Genomic DNA, 17086 nt, shown 5'->3' with positions numbered 1-17086 from the left:
ATATGATCAAGAAATGCTTGTTCCCGGCAGCCGGTTACGGCACTCGCTTCCTGCCTGCTACCAAAGCCATGCCCAAGGAAATGCTGCCGGTGGTGAACAAGCCACTGATCCAGTACGGCGTTGAAGAAGCGCTGGACGCTGGATTGAACGAGATTTCCATCGTTACCGGTCGCGGCAAGCGCGCCCTGGAAGACCACTTCGACATCAGCTACGAGCTGGAAAACCAGATCAAGGGCACCGACAAGGAAAAATACCTGGTCGGCATCCGTCGTCTGCTCGACGAGTGCTCGTTCTCCTACACCCGTCAGACTGAAATGAAAGGCCTGGGCCACGCGATCCTCACCGGTCGCCCACTGATCGGCGACGAACCGTTCGCCGTGGTGCTGGCTGACGACCTGTGCGTCAACCTCGAAGGCGACGGCGTGCTCAAGCAGATGGTCAAGCTGTACAAACAGTACCGCTGCACCATTGTTGCCATCATGGAAGTCGACCCGCAGGAAACCAGCAAATACGGTGTGATCGCCGGTGACCTGATCGGCGACGACCTGTACCGTGTACGCAACATGGTCGAGAAGCCAAAGCCTGAAGATGCCCCGTCGAACCTGGCGATCATCGGCCGCTACATCATGACCCCGGACATTTTCAAACTGATCGAAGAAACCGAGCCGGGCAAGGGCGGTGAGATCCAGATCACCGACGCCCTGATGAAACAGGCCCAGGATGGTTGCGTTATTGCCTACAAGTTCAAGGGCAAGCGTTTCGACTGCGGTGGCGCCGAAGGTTACATCGAAGCGACCAACTTCTGCTTCGAGAACTTCTACAAGACCGGCAAAGCGTACTGAGCCTGGTAGCTAGCGGTTTGATAAAGCCACCTTCGGGTGGCTTTTTCTTGTAGCTTGTAGCTTGAGACTTGCAGCTTGAGAGCATCGAGATGACCTACGATTTTGATCTGTTCGTGATTGGTGCCGGGTCTGGCGGTGTGCGTGCTGCGCGCTTTGCCGCAGGCTTCGGTGCGAAAGTGGCGGTTGCCGAAAGCCGCTACCTGGGTGGCACCTGTGTCAACGTTGGCTGCGTGCCGAAAAAACTGCTGGTCTACGGCGCACACTTTGCCGACGATTTCGAGCAGGCCGCAGGCTTTGGCTGGTCGCTGGAAGATGCCCAGTTCGACTGGGGCCAGCTGATCGCCAACAAGAACCGCGAGATCGAGCGGCTCAACGGTATCTACCGCAACCTGCTGATCAACAGCGGCGTTACCCTGCTCGAAGGCCACGCCAAGCTGACCGGCGCCCATGAGGTGGAAATCGATGGCCAGCGCTACAGCGCCGAGCACATCCTCATTGCCACCGGCGGCTGGCCGCAGATCCCGGACATCCCGGGCAAGGAGCTGGCGATCAGCTCCAACGAGGCGTTCTACCTCAAGGACCTGCCCAAGCGCGTGCTGGTGGTCGGCGGCGGCTATATCGCCGTGGAATTTGCCGGGATCTTCCAGGGCCTGGGGGCCAAGACCTCGCTGTTGTACCGCGGCGACCTGTTCCTGCGCGGCTTCGACGGCGGGGTGCGCGAGCACCTGAAGGACGAGCTGCAAAAGCGCGGCATGGACCTGCAGTTCAACAGCGACATCCAGCGCATCGAGCGTCAGGACGACGGCAGCCTCAAGGCCACCCTCAAGGATGGCCGCGAACTGGTGGCCGACTGCGTGTTCTACGCCACCGGCCGGCGGCCGATGCTCGACAGCCTAGGGCTGGAAAACACCGGTGTCGAACTCGACCCGCGCGGTTTCATTCGTGTCGATGACCTGTACCAGACCACCGCACCATCGATCCTGGCCATTGGCGATGTCATTGGCCGGGTGCAACTGACCCCGGTGGCCCTGGCCGAAGGCATGGCCGTCGCCCGGCGCCTGTTCAAGCCAGAGCAGTACCGCCCGGTGGATTACCAGAACATCCCCACCGCAGTGTTCAGCCAGCCGCCGATCGGCACCGTTGGCCTGACCGAAGAGCAGGCGCTGGAGCAGGGCTACCAGGTGCAGATCTTCGAAAGCCGCTTCCGGCCGATGAAGCTGACCCTGACCGAGGTGCAGGAAAAGACCCTGATGAAGCTGGTGGTCGATGCCGACACCGACCGTGTGCTGGGTTGCCACATGGTTGGCCCGGACGCCGGCGAGATCATCCAGGGCCTGGGCATCGCCCTCAAGGCCGGGGCGACCAAGCAACAGTTCGACGAGACCATTGGCGTGCACCCCACGGCGGCCGAAGAGTTCGTCACCTTGCGTACGCCTTCGCGTTAAGCGGCGTACGCTATCGCCGGCAAGGCCGGCTCCCACAGGTACAGGTACAACTGGCTTTGTGGGAGCTGGCTTGCCAGCAATAGGCTGCACAGCAGCCTCAGTATCATTCCCTTCTATTAATATCCCCGCCTTATAGCCAAAACCAATCACCAACATGAGCTTTGCCAATGAGCATTAATCCAATGCATTGGCTACGATTCTCCCATCAGTTTTTTCAACCCCCTGAAGGAGCGTCACTCATGCCTATCATCAACAGCCAGGTCAAACCGTTCAAAGCTACCGCTTACCACCAGGGCAAGTTCGTCGAAGTCTCGGATGCCGACCTGAAAGGCAAATGGTCCGTGGTGTTCTTCTACCCGGCCGACTTCACCTTCGTCTGCCCGACCGAGCTGGGCGACCTGGCCGACAACTACGCGCAGTTCAAAGACCTGGGCGTGGAAATCTACGGCGTGTCCACCGACACCCACTTCACCCACAAAGCCTGGCACGACACCTCGGACACCATCGGCAAGATCCAGTACCCGCTGATCGGTGACCCGACCCACGTCATCTCGCGCAACTTCGACGTGCTGATCGAAGAAGCCGGTATCGCTGACCGTGGCACCTTCGTGATCAACCCGCAAGGCCAGATCAAGATCGTCGAGCTCAACGACGGTGGTGTAGGCCGTGACGCCAGCGAGCTGCTGCGCAAGGTCAAGGCTGCCCAGTACGTTGCCGCCCACCCAGGCGAAGTCTGCCCGGCCAAGTGGAAAGAAGGCGAAGCGACCCTGGCGCCATCGCTGGACCTGGTCGGCAAGATCTAAGACCGTGAGCCAGCCGAGGGCGGTGGTCTACCGCACCTGACGTTGTCACCGCCCTGCAAAACGCCCGGGCGCTTTCGCCCGGGCGTTGTTATTTCTACCGTTTGAAAAAGGAATCGCCCGTATGTTGGACGCCACGCTTAAAACTCAGTTGAAAGCCTACCTGGAGCGGGTCACTCAGCCGATCGAGATCGTCGCTTCCCTCGATGACGGCGCGAAGTCCCGCGAATTGCGCGACCTGCTGGTGGAAATCGCCGGCCTGTCGAACCTGATTACCCTGCGTGAAGATGGCAGCGACGCCCGTCGTCCGTCGTTCTCGCTGAACCGCCCGGGCGCTGACATTAGCCTGCGCTTTGCCGGCATCCCCATGGGCCACGAATTCACCTCGCTGGTGCTTGCCCTGTTGCAGGTCGGCGGTCATCCGTCCAAGGCCAGCGCCGAGGTGATCGAGCAGATCAGCGCGCTCAAGGGTGAATTCAACTTTGAAACCTACTTCTCGCTGTCGTGCCAGAACTGCCCGGACGTGGTCCAGGCGCTGAACCTGATGGCGGTGCTCAACCCCAATATTCGCCACGTCGCCATCGACGGTGCGCTGTTCCAGGCCGAAGTCGAGAGCCGTAAGGTCATGGCCGTGCCCAGCGTCTACCTCAACGGCGAAGTGTTCGGCCAGGGCCGCATGGGCCTGGAAGAGATCCTCGCCAAGCTCGATACCAGCGCCGGTGAGCGTCAGGCCGAGAAGATCAACGCCAAGGACGCCTTCGACGTTCTCGTGGTCGGTGGCGGCCCGGCGGGCGCCGCAGCGGCGATCTATGCCGCCCGTAAAGGCATCCGCACCGGTGTTGCCGCCGAGCGTTTCGGCGGTCAGGTGCTCGACACCATGGCCATCGAGAACTTCATCTCGGTGCAGGAAACCGAAGGGCCGAAACTGGCCATGGCCCTGGAAGAACACGTCAAGCAGTACGACGTCGACATCATCAACCTGCAGCGCGGCGAAGCACTGATCCCGGCCACCGACGGCGGCCTGCACGAAGTGCGCCTGGCCAGTGGTGCCTCGCTCAAGGCCAAGACCGTGATCCTCGCCACCGGTGCGCGCTGGCGCGAAATGAACGTGCCGGGCGAGCAGCAATACCGCAGCCGCGGTGTTGCCTACTGCCCGCACTGCGATGGCCCGCTGTTCAAGGGCAAGCGCGTGGCGGTGATCGGTGGCGGTAACTCGGGGGTGGAAGCGGCCATTGACCTGGCCGGTATCGTCGCCCAGGTGACCCTGATCGAGTTCGATAGCCAGTTGCGCGCCGACGCAGTGCTGCAGCGCAAGCTGCACAGCTTGCCGAACGTCAAGGTGATCACCAGTGCGCTGACCACCGAAGTGCTTGGTGATGGCGAGAAGGTCAACGGCCTGCGCTACAAGGACCGTAACAGTGATGAGCTGCACGACCTGGCGCTGGAAGGGATCTTCGTGCAGATCGGCCTGCTGCCGAACACCGATTGGCTCAAAGGTACGGTCGAGCTGACCCCGCGCGGCGAGATCATCGTCGATGCCCGCGGCCAGACCAACCTGCCGGGCGTGTTCGCGGCCGGTGACGTGACCACCGTGCCGTATAAGCAGATCGTGATTGCCGTGGGCGAGGGCGCCAAGGCTTCGTTGGCGGCCTTTGATCACCTGATCCGCACCTCGGCGCCAGCCTGATCGATTGTGGGGCCGCTTTGCGGCCCATCGCTGGCAAGGCCAGCTCCCACAGGTCCAGCATCAAGCCCAAGAGCAACACCAAACCTTGTGGGAGCCGGCCTTGCCGGCGATGGCTTCAATGCGCCCCGGCGGCCTTGTTCAGGTCACTCTCCGCCCACTGGGTATAGACGCAAGCATCCGCCACCGCCCAACGTACCTTCACCGTATCGCCCGGCTGCATCGGCATCCCCGCCGCTGACAAGGCCTTGACCGTCATCGCCGTACCGCCCGCGGTCAGCACGCTGCAGGTCTGGCTCTCACCTAGAAACAAGACTTCCCCGACCTTGGCCGTCACCTCGTTCCAGCCCGCTGGCAATGCTTCACGCGCCGCTTGCTCGACACTCAGGGCCAGGGCTTTTTCCGGGCGCACCATCAACAGCACCTCCTGCCCCTCAGCCAGCCCCGGGGTAAGACGCATCGCCAGCGGCTGCCCTTCGAAACTCGCCGCGCCGTTGCCATGGGCCTTGATCCGCAAGAAGTTGGAGTTGCCCAGAAACGAGGCGACAAAGGCATTCGGCGGGTTCTGGTAGAGGTCGTAACCGCTGCCCAGGCCGACGATCTTGCCGTGGCTGAAAATGGCGATGCGCTGGGACAGGCGCATGGCATCGACCTGCTTGTCGCGTTCGGCGGCGCTGCGTTTGCGGATGGCCAGGAGGAAGGTGAGGAATTCACCGTCCTGGATGTCCAGGCTGATGTCGTCCACGGCGGCAAAATCGCCGTAGTGCTTGTTCAGGTTGCGCAGGCTGACCAGGGGCCTGGTCGGTTGCTTGTCGTTGAGGACTGCACTCATCGTGTTGTTCTCCAGGCGCTCAGGCGCTGACCGGGTTGCGCCGGCGCAGAGCGGCGGCAATCATCATCACCAGCACCGACAGGCCGATCAGCAGCGTCGAAGCGACGGCGATCACCGGGGTCAGGTCCTGGCGCAGGGTGGTCCACATTTTTACCGGCAGGGTCTGCAGGTTGGGGCTGGCCATCATCACGCTGAGCACCACCTCATCCCACGACACCAGGAAGGCGAACAGCGCGCCGGCGATCATCCCCGGGCGAATCGCCGGGAAGGTCACCTTGACGATCGCTTGCAAGCGCGAGGCGCCGCAGATCACCGCGGCGATCTTCGATCGACTGGTCGAACAGCTTCAGCGAGTTGATGATCGAGATGATGGTAAAGGGCAGGGCGACGATCACGTGGCTGACCACGAAGGCAAACAGCGTGCCGGTGTAGCCGAGCTTGAGGAACAGCGCGTACACCGCCACGGCGATGATCACCAGCGGCACGATCATCGGCAGGGTGAACAGGCCGTAGAGCATCTCCCGGCCAGGGAAGCGCCCGCGCACCAGGGCAAAGGCGCTGGGCAGGCCCAGGGCCACGGCAAACACAGGGCGTAGACCCGGCCGTTCCAGAACTGGCCCAGGCTTGCCTCACCGGAAGCCAGCAGTTGCTGCGATTGCGCACCACCGCCCCACCAGCCGAGGACGAAGGAGAAGAAGAACGAGCCGACGCCATGATCGGAGACGAAGCGTGGGTCGAGGCGATCACGCTGGATGCTATTGAAGTCCAGCGGCTCAAGCAGGCCTTCGCTTGCCGCACGCAGGGCGAAATCCGCTTCGACATCGACCACATCCCACTGCACGTTGCCGCTTTCGACCATGGCCTTGAGCTTGCCGTAGTCGGTGGGGCCGTCCTGGACCACGCGGATCTTGCTGCTGGCACTGAAGGGCTCGGCCCACGCCTGCTTCTGCGCATCCTGGGTGGTACCGCCCCAGCTGACGAAGTTCAGGCTGTCGGCGGCCAGGGCCCCCTGGCAGGTCAATGTCAGCAGGCTGGCAGCCAGCACTGCGCTTGCGCGTTTGGAGAACAGCATAGGTACGCCCTCGTTTCTTGTGTTTTGAGCGGGCTTTGTGTTGCCCGCCTTGTAGTGGGGAGCATCAACAGGTATTTCGGCCTACGGGATGTCATATCATGGTATTCCAAACTTTTGACAAGAAGCTGCAGGCTACCGGCTATCACCCGGCGCCGGTTCACGGGCGTAGATGCCCGAGACAGAGCCGTCGCGGTCTACCGTCTATAGTGAAGTAATGTGTTTCAGCGAGAGCCATTGCCATGGAATTGATCAGTCGCGAACCCTGGTGGCGCAATCCGCCCAAGCCTGGTCAACATGAACAGGACCTGGAATGGGGCTATCTGGAAATCTACAAGGATGGCCGTGCCGTGTTCGTGGCGCAGCGTCCGAGTGACAAGGAGCTGGCCGAGCGCAAGAGTTGCCGCAATTTCCCCGAGGCGCAGGACTAGCCCGGGGATCCACACTGTGGGAGCGGGCTTGCCCCGCGATAGGCCCTACAAGGCAGCGCTGAACGGGATGCTCTGCACCACTTCCAGGTTATAGCCGGTAAGTCCTGCATACTTCAGTGGCGGGCCCAGGTGACGCAGCTTGCCCACGCCCAGGTCCTGGAGAATCTGCGCGCCGGTACCCACCTGCGAGTAGCTGCGCGATTGCCCGCGCGGGTAAGGGCGCGGTGGCTGGGTCAGGTGCGGTACCCGTTCAAGCAGGGCTTGCGAGGACTCATGGTTGGCGAGGATCACCACCACCCCGCAGCCTTCGTCAGCCACTTTCTGCAGCGCCGCCCACAAGGTCCAGTTGGCGGGGCCGGTGTACTCGGCGCCGACCAGGTCCGGGCGCCGGGCCATGCTGCCGTCACCGTTAAGCACCTCGACGATCACTGAGGCCGGGCTGAAACCGGCCAGGCGCGCCAGGTCGCAACCGGCCTCGGTGTGCCCGGCGCGGGTCAGCACGCCACAGGCGCGGTCGGCGGCAGAGATGCCAGTGGTGACCCCACGCGCCGCTTCGATCGACACGGTAAAGGCGGTGCTGAAGGCGCTGCCATTGGCCGGAACCATTTGCTCAAGACCCAGTCGCTGGCAGTGCTCGTCGGTCAGGGTCAGGCAGATCAGGCCACGGTCTTCGTCGTCCACCAGCAAGACCATCTTGCCCTGGCGGTAGTCCTCGAGGATGTCTTCGATGCTGTTGAAGGGCATTGCGGCGTGCTCGCTGTCTGGGTTAGATTTTGTGGTATACCATAATACAAATTAATCTAAGGCGGGAGCGTGCAATGAAGGCTTACTGGATTGCTCATGTCGATGTCAGCGACCCCGAGGTGGGCGCAGCGAGGCCATGGAGGGCAGGGCGACGCCGCAGCGCAGTGTGGTGATCGAGTTCGAATCCTATGAGCGGGCGCTGGCGTGTTACCGGTCGGATGAGTATCAACAGGCGCGCGCGTTCAGGCAGGGAGTGGCGAGGGCCGAGGTGATTATTGTCGAGGGGGTGTGAATATCACTCATCGCGGGGCAAGCCCGCTCCAACCATGGGAGCGGGCTTGCCCTGCGATGGGGTTACTGGCTCAAGAACGCCAGGACGGCCCCGGACGCGGTTCGCCGCTTTGCTGCTGGTAAGCACTGAGCAACGGCGTGCTCAGCTCGAGCATGGCTTGCTCGACCAAGGTGGCCAGTACCTCGTAGGCTCGGGTGTATTGGACTGAGTTCAGCCGTAGACCGACGGAAAGTGCCTCTGCTACTGGCACGCCGCGTACTTGGGCCAGCACCCGGCTCAGTTGCAGGTGCTCGAACTCGGGCAGTTCGCCAGGCAGTTCTGCTTCGCTGGCCAGGCTATCCAGGTAACCCCCCACCTGCGCGCGCCAGGTGTCGATCAACGACATCTGGCGGGCATGGGCGAATCGCAGGTAGCGTTGCCAGAACGCTTGCCTGACCAGATAGAGCTCAAGCAGGTTTTGCTGCTCGGCGATCACACTGCGGGCCGCCTGCTCAAGCATGTTCGGGGTTACCCAGCGGGTGTAGACACTGAAGGCCTGCTCGGTGGGTGGGTGCCTCAGGCCCAGACGCTCGGCCAGGTGCCGGCGAAAGTACAGCTCAACCTCCACCGGGTCGCTGACATCAAAGCCCTGGCGACGCCAGGCGGCAGTACTTTCCGCCACATATTCCTGCAGCCGCGCCGAACGCCATTGGCTGATGGCAAAGCCGAGCATCTCATGGGGTGTGCTGTCTTCCGGGATGCCGGACATGATCCGTGCGGCTTCGGCCAGGTTCTGCATTTGCGAGAACATCAGCGCATCCCGGTCGACGCAGGTGATCTCGTCGACCACTTCAAACAGCGCGTGGCGTACCTCTTCGCTGAATGCCGCGCGAAGCACGGCCTGGATGTCAGCCAGCCGCGTGCGATTACGCCCGTGCATGCGCCGCAGAACCGCGAAGAAATTCGCCGCCGCCGGGTCGGCACGCAGGGAGTCTGCTTGCTGGCGATCCTGCGGTGAAAGGCCGACGAGCAGCTGTGCAGTGAGGGCCGCGGGGGTCAGGGGGCCGCCAATCCCGGAGCCACTGCTCTCTGAACCGGCACTCGAGGCGCTGGAGTGATCCGCCAGTAAAAATTCCCCGCCGGCGGCCTCCAGTTCACTGCGAAAACGTACGCGATCTTCCTGGGGGATCGACTCTTCACGGATCTGCAGGGCGGCATTGCTCCCGGCACCCATTGGCACGCTGTAGAAGAACAACCCGCGCAGATCCACTTCGGCCAGATGCCCAAGCCGCTCCAGGCCGACAGGCCAATGGGTAAGGCCGGTGTTGCGCAGGTTGAGATCCTCCAGGTCGCTCATCTGGCTGAAGTCAGGTGCGGCAACCAGTGCATTGCCAGACAGATCAAGCATGCGCAAGCGGGTCATCCGGGCCAGTGCCGCTACTTCGCTTGCCCCCAGGTGCAAGTGGTTTTCGCCCAGTCTGAGGGCTACAAGGCTGGGTGCACGGCTCAGCACCTCGAAGACTCCGTCGGCGAACGAGGCGTCGGTGCGCTCTATCGTCAGGGTACTCAAGACCGGGCTTGCGCTGACAGCGGCCATATCCTGCGCAGTCCAGTGGAAACCATTGACGTTCATGTCATTGAGGTAAAGATTCTGCAGATGGCGCGCCCGGCTCAGCATGTGCAAGGTCCCGGGCAGCACTCGCGTGCGTGACAGATCCAGGTGCGTCAGGTGCGCCAGGTCGCCAAGGGATTGCGGCAGGTTGGCAAGCGTGGGGCTATTGAGGTCGATATGGCGCAGGTTGGGCAGGCGTTGCAGGAAGCCATCGCCCACCGTGGTGATGGGCACCTCGCTGATGGTCAGCGCTTCGACAGCCGGCAAGGGCACTGGAACAGGTGGCAACTCGTCCAGATTCGCGTCAGTCAGATCGAGTTGGACCATGCGCAGGTTGAGTTGCGATTCCCAGGCAAACCTCACCCGGTCTGCCGCATTGGCACGGGCAGCCCGGGTCCGAATGTCCGCGCCGCCTGCGACCCAGGCCTGCAAGCTGCGCAGGGCGTGATGTTCGCGTTCCAGTTGCTGGACCCGCTCCAGAACCGGCTCATCACGCCTGAGCAGCTCCCGAATAAAGTCTTCGGCGAAGGGGGCGCTCAGCACGAACATGCCTTGGCCGCTGTGCAGCGCGCGCAGACGCACGGCGACAGGTTCACGCTCGAACAGGCCGGGGCCGCCGCCTTGCGGGTCGCTGCGCTGGGCTGGATCCAGGGCTACGGGAGTGAGCCAGGGGCGATGCACCGGCATTCCCAACAGCAGTCGCGCGCGCACCGGGCGGGCCATGGCCAGCTCGCCAAGCTGCTGGTGCAGTCGTTCAGGCTCGTTCAGGCCAAAGCCCAGGCCCTGGCTCAGTGATTCACCCAGGGCGTACAGCACGCTGCGGTAAAAGCCCAGCGCGGTGGAGTCCTGGCTATGCAGGACCTGATGCGCACTGCTGGCGAACCAGCCTTCTTCCTCGTCCCGGTACACACTGGTGGAATCCACGTGTACCGGGCCGACCGAAGCCTGGACTGGCCCCAGGTACGTTTCGCGCAGGATCAGGCCGGTGCCCGGTGGCCAGCCCGGTAGGTATTCGAGCAAGCCCACAGCCAGCCTGTAGGTGTCCCCGTTGGCGGTGGATGGGTTGATAAAACCCTCCAGCGCCCGGGTCATGCGCACGTCTTCCTGCAACGGATCGAAGTCTTCGCTCAGGCTGCGCAGCAGACCCTGGCCGGGGGCGCGCAACGCATTGCGCACTTCTGCCCTGACGCGGTCGAGGGCAAAGCGGGTCAGGGTCAGAGGGATGTCCGGGTAGTGGCGTTGCAGTTCCACCACGGTGATGTCGACGTTGATCTGCGCCAGTTCGTAGCGGTGGTTGAAAATGGCCGCGTTCAGGCGGCTGACCCACTCCTGGTAGACGTCCTCGGGTGGCCTGTTGCAGGCCTGATCGGCCGAGCAGGTACCCGTCGGCGGGGCATCTCCCGGGCTGCGCCGCGGGCGGCTGTACGCCGGGCCGCGGTCCAGGCGAATGTCCACCCGTTGCCGGAAGCTGTACAGCACGGGCACTTCATCGCCGTCGGGCAGGGGTTTGCCTTCTTTGATCAATTGCAGGGTTTCGGCCACCGAGGCGTGGATGCGCGCGCGCAGCAGGGTTTCGCGCAACATTGCCGGCGGCGCTTCGTCGAGGCTGTAGACCCGGCGCAGTTGGGCGTTGCTGACGCCACTGATGCAGGCGAAATCCAGCAGTTGATCATCGCTGAAGCCCTGCACCATTGGCCCCAGGCGCCGCAGCAGCGCCAGCCTGTTCCAATGCTGCGGCTGCTCCAGGCTATGGTGCCAGGCACCGTGCTGGTTGTGCTCGAGGATCGGCGCGTAGCGGTTTTCTTCGGTCCGGCTGGTGATACGCCATTTTTTCAGCGCGTTGTCCCTCTCGACCAGATAGAAGTGTCCGTTGATGCAGATCGCATTGCCGCCGTTGATCTGGTAGAGGCCTTGCTCATCAGGCTCGCCGGCCTCGACATCGCCGCGCAGACGGTAGCGACTCAGGTCCACAGGCCAGCGCTCGAGGCTGCCATCGGGCAAGCGCACCCAGCGCAGGGGGGCGATGCTGTCGGAGGGGCTGCGTCCTTCCACTTCTTCGCCTGCGCTGACGCCGACGCCCGCACCCAACATCAGGTGGCTCTGAATCAGCGTGGAAAAATTGCGTATCTCGCCGCTGCTACCCAGGCCATCCGCCAAGGTGGCCCGCACCAGGGTCCAGGCATCGTCGGTGATACGTTCGACCATCTTGTCGAACGCCCAGCCGCGCAACCCGGATGCCACTGCTGCGGTGGCCAGCGCCGGGCCGGCGGCGGCATCGCTGGTGTCGTGCCAGCCGGCCCAGAAGGCTGAATGATGACGCACGGGAATGAAACGTTCGAAGAACGCCTGGAACTCGGCGTTCTCCAGTTCCCGCTGCAGGCTGGCGAGGAAGTGCCGGCGGTTGGGGTATTCCTTCAGCGGGTGTTGCGGGTGGCCCGGCACGAAGGCAACGCAGTGGCTATCGTCGCTGCTGTCGTGGCAGATCAGCAGGATCTGCGGCACGGGGACAGTACCCAGCACCGTCAGGTGCAGCAGCGGATGGCGAGTGCTCAAGAGCACCTGGGAGGGTGTTTCTCCTCGCTTGTCCTGCGCCAGATTGGCCAGGACCTGTTTGAGGCAACTCGAACCGCTCGCCTGTACATGGCCCTGGATCTGCGCAATCAGCGCTTCTTCGCGCAGGGTTGCTTCGAAGGCATCCATTTTGTCCTCGCGTAGCGATGCCAGGCGAAAGTGCGGCTTGAGGTAGGCGGTGTAGGTCACAAGGTCGGCGTTGCTGTGCCTGGCCAGGTCGGCGGGGGTGATGTCCTTGCTGTCCTTGATGCCGAAGTCATCGAATTGCCTGGCGTAGTCGTACACGGTGGAAAGCCTGGCAAAGTGCTCCATGGCCGCCTTGCGGGCCTGGCGACCGTGCTGCTGCAGTTCGGCGAGCAAACGCTTCTGGGGCGGGGTTGCAGCCAGCAACCATTGCGGTTGGTCGGCGGTTTCAAGCGGGGAGAGCAGGGTGCGAAAATGCCGCACGGTACTTGCAGAGGAGGAAGTTTGGGAAAAGGACATGATCACAAGCATCTCGTGGTGAGTGAGGTGGCATGGAATCATCGAGATAGGGGCGGCCTGCGGTAGTTAATTGTGGAGTGAGGCCATCGCAGGGCAAGTCGAGTCGTCGCACCGCCGCTCCCACTGTGCCGAGTTCGTCATCGCACGGGGCTAAAGCGATCAAGTCGGCGCAGCTGGCTTAGGGCAGGCTGGACAGTCAGCCCAAGGAGATGACCATGACCCGACTGACCCTGTCCGAAGCCCATTCGCTTGCCTGTTCGATCCTCTTGCACAACGGCTTTGGCGCCGACCACGCCCAGGCGGTGAGCGACACCATCGTCGCCGGCGAACGCGATGGCTGCGCGTCCCATGGCCTGTACCGGGTACTGGGCTGCGTCAGTTCGCTCAAAGCCGGTAAGGTGGTCGCCGATGCGCGCCCCGACGTCATTGACCAGGCGCCCTCGATCGTGCGGGTGGACGCCGGCGGCGGGTTTTCCCAGTTGGCGTTCCAGGCCGGCTTGCCGGTGTTGCAAGCCAAGGCCCGCAGCAACGGCATCGCAGCCCTGGCGATTAACCGCTGTGTGCACTTTTCCGCGTTGTGGGTCGAGATCGAGCAACTGGCCGAGGCCGGCCTGGTGGCCCTGGCATTTACCCCCAGCCATGCCTGGGTCGCACCTGCCGGCGGGCATCGGCCGGTGTTTGGTACCAACCCCATCGCCTTCGGCTGGCCGCGGGCGGGCAAGCCTCCTTACGTATTCGACTTCGCCACCAGCGCCATCGCCCGGGGTGACATCGAACTGCATCGGCGTGCGGGCCAGGCCATTCCCGTAGGCTGGGGTGTCGACGAGCACGGCCAGCCCAGCACCGACCCCAATGTGGTCCTGGACCGTGGCGCGATGCTGACCTTCGGCGGGCACAAGGGCTCGGCGCTGGCGGCGATGGTCGAGCTGATCGCCGGTCCCTTGATCGGTGACTTGACCAGTGCCGAATCCTTGGCCCATGCCGACGGCAGCAAAGCCTCGCCCTACCACGGCGAATTGCTGATCGCCCTGGACCCGCGCAGGTTTCTGGGCGATGCCGCCGATCAGCACCTGGCCCGCGCCGAAGCGGTATTCGAGAGCATCGAAGGGCAGGGCGCGCGGCTGCCGTCTGCGCGCCGTTATGCAGCACGCGCGCGCAGCCTGGTGGAGGGCGTGGAGATCCCGCAGGCCCTGTACCACGATCTCAGGGCGCTGCTGGCCTGAACCCCTGTAGGGTCGCCGCCGCTCCTACAAAGCGGCGCGGCTGCTTAGGCCGTCGACCAGGCGAGCGATGCCCAGCGGGTTGGCGTTCTGCAATGCGGGCGGCAACAGCGCATCCGGGCAGTTCTGGTAACACACCGGGCGCAGGAAGCGCTCGATGGCGAGGCTGCCGACCGAGGTCCCGCGGGCATCCGAGGTGGCCGGGTAGGGCCCGCCATGCACCATCGCATCACAGACTTCGACGCCGGTCGGGTAGCCGTTGAACAGCACGCGGCCGACTTTTTGCTCCAGCAGCGGCACCAGCCCGGCGTGGGCGTGCAGGTCCGCGGCTTCGGCGATCAGGGTGGCGGTGAGCTGACCGTGCAGGCCGTGCAAGGCCTGCTGCAATTGGCTGCTGTCGGCCACCTCGACCAGTACGGTGGCCGGCCCGAAAACCTCTTCCTGCAACAGCGCATCGCCGTCGAGCAACAGGCTCACATCCGCCTTGAACAGCTGCGGCTGCGCCTGGTTGCCCTGTTGCGGACGCCCCGCCAGGTGGCGGATACCCGGATGTGCGAGCAGCGCCTCGACGCCCTTGCGGTAACTGGCGAGGGTGCCGGCATTGAGCATGGGTTGTGCCGGTTGCTCGGCCAGTTGCGCGGCCAGTTGTTCGGTAAATGCACTGAACGCCTGTGAGCGCAGGCCGATGACCAGCCCCGGATTGGTACAGAACTGTCCGCAGCCGAGCACCACCGAGGCGGCCAGCTCGCGGGCGATCTGCTCGCTACGCTGGGCCAGTGCCTGGGGCAGTACCAGCACTGGGTTGATGCTGCTCATTTCGGCGAATACCGGGATCGGTTGCGCCCGCGCCGCCGCCATGTCGCATAGCGCACGGCCGCCCTTGAGCGAGCCGGTAAAGCCTACGGCCTGGATGGCCGGGTGCTTGACCAGCGCTTCGCCGACGCCGGCGCCGTAGATCATGTTGAACACGCCCTTGGGCATGCCGGTGAGTTCGGCCGCGCGGATGATCGCGTCGGCGACCCGTTCGGCGGTGGCCATGTGGCCGCTATGGGCCTTGAACACCACCGGGCAGCCGGCGGCCAGTGCAGCGGCGGTGTCGCCGCCGGCGGTGGAAAAGGCCAGCGGAAAGTTGCTGGCGCCGAACACGGCGACCGGGCCGACGCCCAGGCGATACTGGCGCAGGTCGGCGCGTGGCAGCGGTTGGCGATCCGGTTGCGCGCGGTCGATCCGCGCGCCGAGAAAATCGCCCCGGCGCAGCACCTGGGCGAACAGGCGCATCTGTCCGCAAGTGCGCCCGCGCTCGCCGCGGATTCGGGCAGCGGGCAGCGCCGTTTCGCGGGTCACCAGCGCGATGAAATCATCCCCCAGGGCTTCTAGTTGCGCGGCGATGGCCTCAAGAAACTGCGCTCGCCGCTCTGGCGACAGGCTGTGCAACACCGGGTAAGCGTGCGCAGCCGCCTTGGCGGCGGCATTCACTTCGTCGGCGGTGGCCTGGTGGAATTGATAGGGCAAGGCCTCGCCGCTGACCGCGTCGTGGCTCTGCAGGGTGAGGGTGCCAGCGGCGCTGCGCGCGCCGCCGATGTAGTTGTGGCCGATGATATCCGCCATGGAACACTCCTGAGAAAATGGGGGGGTCAGGCCAGCGAACGGCCTTGGCGAACAGGCACCGCTTGCCCGGCAGCGATACGCGCAGCGGCCTCGGCGTCTACCTGGTGCAGCGACTTGCCGCGGGTCTCGCGGGTCAGGCCGACGGCGACGATCGAGATCAGCGCGGCGCCGACCAGGTACCAGGCGATCGGCGTCGAGCTGTGGAACTCATTGAGCAGGCTGATAGCGATCAGTGGCGCCAGGGAGCCTGCGAAAATCGGTGCCACCTGGTAGCACAGCGACAGGGCGGTGTAGCGCACATGGGTCGGGAACAGCTCGGCCATCAGCGCGGAGTAGGGCGCATAGGTCATCGACTCGATGGCCAGGCCCAGGGTGATCGCGGCCATGATCAGCCAGTTGTTGCCGGTGTCCATCAGCGGGAAGCCGACGAAGCCCCAGAACGCGGTGAGCACCGCGCCGGTCAGGTACACCGGCTTGCGCCCGACCAGGTCGGACAGGTAACCCATCAGCGGGATCATGAAAAAATGCAGCAGGTGTGCGCCGAACATCAGCAGGAGGATCTGCGAGGTGTCCTTATGCACCACCAGCTTGAGGTAGGTGATGGAGAAGGTCACCACGGTGTAGTAGAGAATGTTCTCGGCAAAGCGCGCGCCGATCCCCACCAGCACCGCGCGCCAGTGATGGCGTAACACTTCGACCACGCCCAGTTGTTGCTCGGCTTTCTGCGCCTGGCGCGCCTGGGCCTCTTTGAAGATTGGCGCGTCGTCGACACTGGTGCGGATCCAGTAGCCGATCAGCACCACTACCGCCGAGAACCAGAAGGCCACGCGCCAGCCCCAGGCCAGGAACTGTTCTTCCGAGAGGTTGCTCGACAACAGCAGCAAGGCCACGGTCGCCACCAGATTACCGGCCGGCACCCCGGCCTGTGGCCAGCTGGCCCAGAAGCCGCGGCGGTTGTCCGGGCAGTGCTCGGACACCAGCAGGATGGCGCCCCCCCATTCGCCGCCGAAGGCGAAACCCTGGATCAGCCGCAGCAGCACCAGCAACACCGGCGCGGCATAGCCGATGCTGTCGAAGCCCGGCAGGCAGCCCATGAGGAAGGTGGTGATGCCGACCACCACCAGGCTCAGTTGCAGCAAGCGCTTGCGGCCGAATTTGTCACCGTAGTGACCAAACACCAAGCCGCCCAGCGGGCGGGCGAGAAAGCCCACGGCATAGAGGGCGAAGGCAGCGATGATGCCGTCGACGGGGCTGTCGGTCTGGCGGAAGAACAGCTGGCCGAAGACCAGTGCCGAGGCGGTACCGTAGAGGAAGAATTCATACCATTCGGCGACGGTACCGGCCATGGCCGCGGCCACGACACGTTTCAAGCCCGAAGGGCTGGTTGCGCTGGAAGGGTGACTGGACATGCTGGCGTTTCCTGTATGGACGCAAAACAGGCAGGCCGGTCTCCTTGGGCGGAGCCGGCCCGGCA

11 protein-coding genes and 3 pseudogenes are annotated in these 17086 nt (G+C 63.9%); 7 read left to right on the top strand and 7 right to left on the bottom strand.

Features of this window, described 5'->3' with window-relative positions; translation table 11 throughout:
• The first annotated feature begins 2 nt into the window (after positions 1 to 2).
• The 4 genes from galU to ahpF all read left to right on the top strand — a co-directional run bounded on the left by galU (position 3) and on the right by ahpF (position 4774).
• A complete protein-coding gene (gene galU / locus NLX68_RS16610) occupies positions 3 to 842 on the top strand; it encodes a UTP--glucose-1-phosphate uridylyltransferase GalU (RefSeq protein WP_010223914.1) in 840 nt (279 codons plus the stop codon).
• Between the two features lie 89 nt (positions 843 to 931).
• Positions 932 to 2287 carry a glutathione-disulfide reductase gene (gorA, locus tag NLX68_RS16605; protein ID WP_254284855.1) on the top strand — a complete coding sequence of 452 codons (1356 nt, stop codon included), beginning with the start codon at positions 932 to 934 and terminating at the stop codon, positions 2285 to 2287.
• A 239-nt stretch (positions 2288 to 2526) separates the two neighbouring features.
• Positions 2527 to 3090 (top strand): alkyl hydroperoxide reductase subunit C, encoded by a 564-nt coding sequence (ahpC, locus tag NLX68_RS16600; protein WP_130264974.1) that lies wholly within the window; start codon positions 2527 to 2529, stop codon positions 3088 to 3090.
• A 121-nt stretch (positions 3091 to 3211) separates the two neighbouring features.
• The gene (gene ahpF, locus NLX68_RS16595; RefSeq protein ID WP_036994787.1) at positions 3212 to 4774 is read left to right on the top strand and encodes an alkyl hydroperoxide reductase subunit F; all 1563 of its coding nucleotides are present in this window, start codon (positions 3212 to 3214) and stop codon (positions 4772 to 4774) included.
• 115 nt (positions 4775 to 4889) lie between these two features.
• Here ahpF and NLX68_RS16590 read toward each other — a convergent pair whose 3' ends face one another.
• From NLX68_RS16590 to NLX68_RS16580, 3 genes and pseudogenes are all read right to left on the bottom strand, one after another.
• Positions 4890 to 5603, bottom strand: coding sequence for a TOBE domain-containing protein (locus tag NLX68_RS16590; protein WP_254284854.1), 714 nt, complete (start codon positions 5601 to 5603; stop codon positions 4890 to 4892).
• A 19-nt stretch (positions 5604 to 5622) separates the two neighbouring features.
• A pseudogene (locus NLX68_RS16585) lies at positions 5623 to 6184 on the bottom strand (ABC transporter permease); the annotation flags it as partial.
• A 5-nt stretch (positions 6185 to 6189) separates the two neighbouring features.
• Positions 6190 to 6675: pseudogene (locus NLX68_RS16580) on the bottom strand (hypothetical protein); the annotation flags it as partial.
• Positions 6676 to 6914: 239 nt separating this feature from the next.
• On the opposite strand from NLX68_RS16580, the gene NLX68_RS16575 reads away from it, so the two are divergent.
• Positions 6915 to 7103, top strand: a complete 189-nt coding sequence (locus NLX68_RS16575; RefSeq protein ID WP_254284853.1) for a hypothetical protein — start codon at positions 6915 to 6917, stop codon at positions 7101 to 7103.
• A 45-nt stretch (positions 7104 to 7148) separates the two neighbouring features.
• Here the strand turns inward: NLX68_RS16575 and NLX68_RS16570 are convergent, their stop codons facing one another.
• The gene (locus NLX68_RS16570) at positions 7149 to 7847 is read right to left on the bottom strand and encodes a 3,4-dihydroxy-2-butanone-4-phosphate synthase (protein ID WP_254284852.1); all 699 of its coding nucleotides are present in this window, start codon (positions 7845 to 7847) and stop codon (positions 7149 to 7151) included.
• A 74-nt stretch (positions 7848 to 7921) separates the two neighbouring features.
• On the opposite strand from NLX68_RS16570, the pseudogene NLX68_RS16565 reads away from it, so the two are divergent.
• Positions 7922 to 8139, top strand: a pseudogene (locus tag NLX68_RS16565) (DUF1330 domain-containing protein).
• Between the two features lie 70 nt (positions 8140 to 8209).
• Here the strand turns inward: NLX68_RS16565 and NLX68_RS16560 are convergent.
• Positions 8210 to 12784, bottom strand: coding sequence for an NEL-type E3 ubiquitin ligase domain-containing protein (locus NLX68_RS16560; protein WP_254284851.1), 4575 nt, complete (start codon positions 12782 to 12784; stop codon positions 8210 to 8212).
• A gap of 215 nt (positions 12785 to 12999) precedes the next feature.
• Here NLX68_RS16560 and NLX68_RS16555 point away from each other — a divergent pair, with 215 nt between their 5' ends.
• Positions 13000 to 14007, top strand: a complete 1008-nt coding sequence (locus NLX68_RS16555) for an Ldh family oxidoreductase (protein WP_254284850.1) — start codon at positions 13000 to 13002, stop codon at positions 14005 to 14007.
• Positions 14008 to 14031: 24 nt separating this feature from the next.
• On the opposite strand, the gene NLX68_RS16550 is transcribed toward NLX68_RS16555, so the two are convergent.
• Entirely contained in the window at positions 14032 to 15612 is a 1581-nt protein-coding gene (locus NLX68_RS16550; RefSeq protein WP_254284849.1) for an aldehyde dehydrogenase (NADP(+)), read from the bottom strand.
• A gap of 26 nt (positions 15613 to 15638) precedes the next feature.
• The gene (gene abaF / locus NLX68_RS16545) at positions 15639 to 17021 is read right to left on the bottom strand and encodes a fosfomycin efflux MFS transporter AbaF (RefSeq protein WP_254284848.1); all 1383 of its coding nucleotides are present in this window, start codon (positions 17019 to 17021) and stop codon (positions 15639 to 15641) included.
• Between the last annotated feature and the right edge of the window lie 65 nt (positions 17022 to 17086).

It is taken from the genome of Pseudomonas sp. SBB6, from assembly GCF_024213215.1.
Classification (GTDB): domain Bacteria; phylum Pseudomonadota; class Gammaproteobacteria; order Pseudomonadales; family Pseudomonadaceae; genus Aquipseudomonas; species Aquipseudomonas donghuensis.
The sequence above is the reverse complement of the archived record's forward strand: the minus strand, read 5'-3'. Positions and strand labels throughout refer to the sequence as shown.